We start from the raw sequence: 3,628 nt of genomic DNA, 5'->3' as shown, positions 1-3,628 counted from the left end.
GTGGCCCGCTCTGCCGGAGGGCGCGCGCTGGGCGCGGGAGGTCGTCGACGCGCCGGAGGCGCTGCGGCCCGCCGTCGAGCGTGCGCTCGACCGCGTCGCCCTGGTCGGCACGCTGGACGAGGCCCGGGTGTTCGTCACCGCGCACCCAGAGGTCACGGCGGTCACGGAGGACGGTGATGTGCTGGGCGCCCACTGGGCCACGGGCGGGTCCGCGCGGGACGAGAGCGTGATCGAGACCCAGGCCGCCGTGGACGAGGCTCGGGAACGGCTGGCCGAAGCCGAACGCGCCCTCGAACGCACCACGGCCGAGCTGGACGGGGCCCGCGCCGAGCAGCAGGACCGCCGCACCGAGGTGGCCGAGGCCAAGGACGCCCTCAACGACGCGAAGGTGCGCAAGGCGCGCTCGTCGGAACGGCTGAGCAGCCTCGAACAGGCCGCGCGCTCGGCCGAGTCGGAGGTCGAGCGCCTCCGCGAGCAGAGGGCGAAGGTCGAACGCAACCGCGAGGACATCCTCACTCAGCTCGCCGAGCTGGAGGAGCGCCTGGCCGCCGTCTCCGACGAGCCGGTCGAGGAAGACCCGGACACCACCGAGCGCGACGAGGCCGCCGAATCGCTGACCGCCGTTCGGCAGGAGGAGGTCGACGCGCGGCTGGCGTTGCGCACGGCCGAGGAACGCGCCCGGGGCATCGCGGGCAGGGCCGACGCGCTGCGCAGGGAGGCCGAAGCGGAGCGACAGGCGCGCGAGCGGGCCGAACAGGCGCGCATCGCCCGCGCCAAGGGCGCGGAGATCGCCACCGCCGTCGTGGAGGGCGGTGAGACGGCCCTCGACCGGATCGACACGTCGTTGCGGCGCGCCGCCGCCGAGCGGGACGCGATCCAGGCCCGGCGGGAGGAGACCGAGCAGGCGCTCGGCCGTGTGCGCACGCGCGTGCGCGAGCTGACGGTGGAGCTGGAGAAGCTCACCGACGCCGTGCACCGCGACGAGGTGGCGCGGGCGGAGCAGCGGCTGCGGCTTGAGCAGCTCGAATCCAAGATCACCGAGGAGTTCGGCATCGCGCTGGACGATCTGGTGGCCGAGTACGGCCCGGACGTCGACGTGCCGCCGGGGCCGGGCGAGATGGCCGAGTACGAGGCCGCGAAGGAGCGCGGCGAGGACGTCGTGGCCCCGCAGCCGATCCCGTACGACCGCGACACCCAGCAGCGCCGCGCCAAGCGCGCGGAGAAGGACCTGAACCAGCTCGGCAAGGTGAACCCGCTGGCGCTGGAGGAGTTCGCCGCGCTCGAGGAGCGCTACAAGTTCCTGTCCACCCAGCTGGAGGACCTCAAGCAGACCCGCGAGGACCTGCTCTCCGTGGTCAAGGAGGTGGACGAGAAGATCCTCGAGGTGTTCACCAGCGCCTACGAGGACGTGGCGCGCGAGTTCGAGACGGTGTTCTCCGTGCTCTTCCCCGGTGGGGAAGGGCGCATGGTGCTCACCGAGCCCGGCGACATGCTCGCCACGGGGGTCGACGTGGAGGCCCGTCCGCCGGGCAAGAAGGTCAAGCGGCTGTCCCTGCTCTCCGGTGGGGAGAAGTCGCTGGTGGCGGTGGCGATGCTGGTGGCGATCTTCCGTGCGCGGCCCTCGCCGTTCTATGTCCTCGACGAGGTCGAGGCCGCCCTGGACGAGACGAACATGCGCAGGCTGATCGGACTGCTCGAACAGCTGCGCGCCAACTCGCAGCTGCTCATCATCACCCACCAGAAACCGACGATGGAGATCGCCGACGCGCTCTACGGTGTGAGCATGCAAGGCGACGGCATCACCCAGGTCATCTCCCAGCGCCTGCGCACCGAGGAAGGCGTGGAGGAACCCGCCTCCGCCTGACCCGCTCCCCGCGTTGAACGGCCGTCAAGGCCTCCTTGCCTGCGTTGAGTGCAGTGAAGGAGGCCTTGACGGCATGCCAACAGCGGCGCGGGGGCGTGTCAGACGCTTTCCTGCTCGCGTGCGGGTTCCGTCTCCCCGGAGCCGGGGGTGGGGTGACGCAGGGAGAGCAGGCCACCGACGACGAGGGTGACGAGCACGCCCAGCGGCACGTACCACGGGAACGCCAGCGAGGCAGCCTCGCCGTCCACGGTGAACTCGACCCCGAGCACGAACACCGCCGCGACCACGACCGTGCTCACGAACGCCACGATCGCGTCGGCCTGCCGGGCGCGCCGGACGAGGATGCCCAGGGCGAACGCGCCGAGCAGCGCGCCGTAGGTGTAGCTGGCGATGCTCAGCCCGACCTCGACCACCGGCTGGTCGGTGCTGGTGAACATCGACGCGAACAGCACGAACACGACTCCCCAGATCAGCGTCCACAGCTTGGCCCGCTTGAGGATCGTGGCGTCGGACGGCTCGCGCTTGGCGACGTGCCGGTAGATGTCGCTGATCGTGGAGGTCGACAGCGAGTTCAGCGACGACGAGATGGTGCTCATGGCGGCGGCGACGATGCCCGCGATCAGCAGGCCCGACAGGCCGGTGGGCAGTTGCTCGACGATGAACTTGGGGAACAGCTCGTCGTTGCTGGCCAGCCCCAGCGCCGACGGGTCGGCGCCGTCGTAGAACGCGAACAGCATGGCCCCGACCAGCAGGAACAGCGCGAACTGCACGAACACCACGACACCACTGGCGATCACGGCCTTCTGGCTGTCCCGCACGGTGCGGCAGGCGAGCAGGCGCTGCACCATGAGCTGGTCGGCGCCGTGCGAGGCCATCGCGAACAGTGCACCGCCCACCACGGCGGTGAGGAACGCGTACTGGCTGGTGATGATGTTGGACGAGAAGTCGAAGAGCTGGAACTTGCCCTCGTCGGCCAGCGACGAGAACCAGCCGTCGGGCAGCTTGCCCGCCAGGATGAACACCGCCGCCACGGCGCCGAGCACGTAGATGCTCATCTGCACGACGTCGACCCAGATCACCGCCCGGATGCCCCCGAGGTAGGTGTAGAGCACGGCGACGACGGCGATGGCGGCGATGATGACCCAGTAGGAGACGTCGATGCCGAGCGCGGCCAGCACCATCTTGACCGGGATTGCCGTGGCGAACAGCCGCACGCCGTCGGCGAGCAGGCGGGTGATCAAGAACGTCACCGACGCCGTTCCCTGCATGCCGTTGCCGAAGCGCTTCCCGAGGAAGCCGTAGGCGCTGACCATCTCGCCCGCGTAGTAGCGGGGCAGCAGCACGAACGCCACGATCACGCGGCCGATGAGGTAGCCGATCGCGAGCTGGAGGTAGGTGACGTCGCCGAGGTAGGCCACCGTCGGCACGCTGATCACGGTCAACGTCGAGGTTTCGGTGGCCACGACGGAGAACGTGACCGCCCACCAGGGCACCTGTCTGCCGCCGACGAAGTAGTCGGTCGACGAGCGTTGCTTTCCGCTCAGCGCGATCCCCAGCAGCGGGGTGCCCACCAGGAAGATCGCGATGATCGCGAGGTCCAGTGCGCGCATGGGTTTCTCCTCGGAGTTACTCGGGGGTGGTCGCGAGGCGCAGCCGGGTGACCGGGTGCGCGGGCGCGGTGGGCAGGGAGGGTGGGGTGGAGCCGGGGGTGATGCTGCCGAGCAGGCGCGGGCCCCGCGCCCCGGTCGCGCCCGGCACGGTGGC

At 70.6% G+C, this 3,628-nt stretch carries 2 protein-coding genes; one reads left to right on the top strand and one right to left on the bottom strand.

Annotated elements, in window-relative coordinates:
* The coding region (locus tag SACSA_RS26765) for an AAA family ATPase (protein ID WP_019815792.1) at positions 1–1,864 on the top strand (1,864 nt) is incomplete at its 5' end.
* Positions 1,865–1,962: 98 nt separating this feature from the next.
* Here SACSA_RS26765 and SACSA_RS0110750 read toward each other — a convergent pair.
* A complete protein-coding gene (locus tag SACSA_RS0110750) occupies positions 1,963–3,474 on the bottom strand; it encodes a sodium:solute symporter (protein WP_019815790.1) in 1,512 nt (503 codons plus the stop codon).
* Between the last annotated feature and the right edge of the window lie 154 nt (positions 3,475–3,628).

Origin of the sequence: Saccharomonospora saliphila YIM 90502 (assembly GCF_000383795.1) — a bacterium.
Classification (GTDB): Bacteria; Actinomycetota; Actinomycetes; order Mycobacteriales; family Pseudonocardiaceae; genus Saccharomonospora; species Saccharomonospora saliphila.
Note: the sequence above shows the minus strand (reverse complement) of the source record. Positions and strands in the feature narration are given on the sequence as shown.

What these genes read in the sequence shown, in the direction of transcription:
- SACSA_RS0110750 (WP_019815790.1), bottom strand. Translation starts at nt 3,474, where the DNA reads ATGCGCGCACTGGACCTCGCGATCATCGCGATCTTCCTGGTGGGCACC.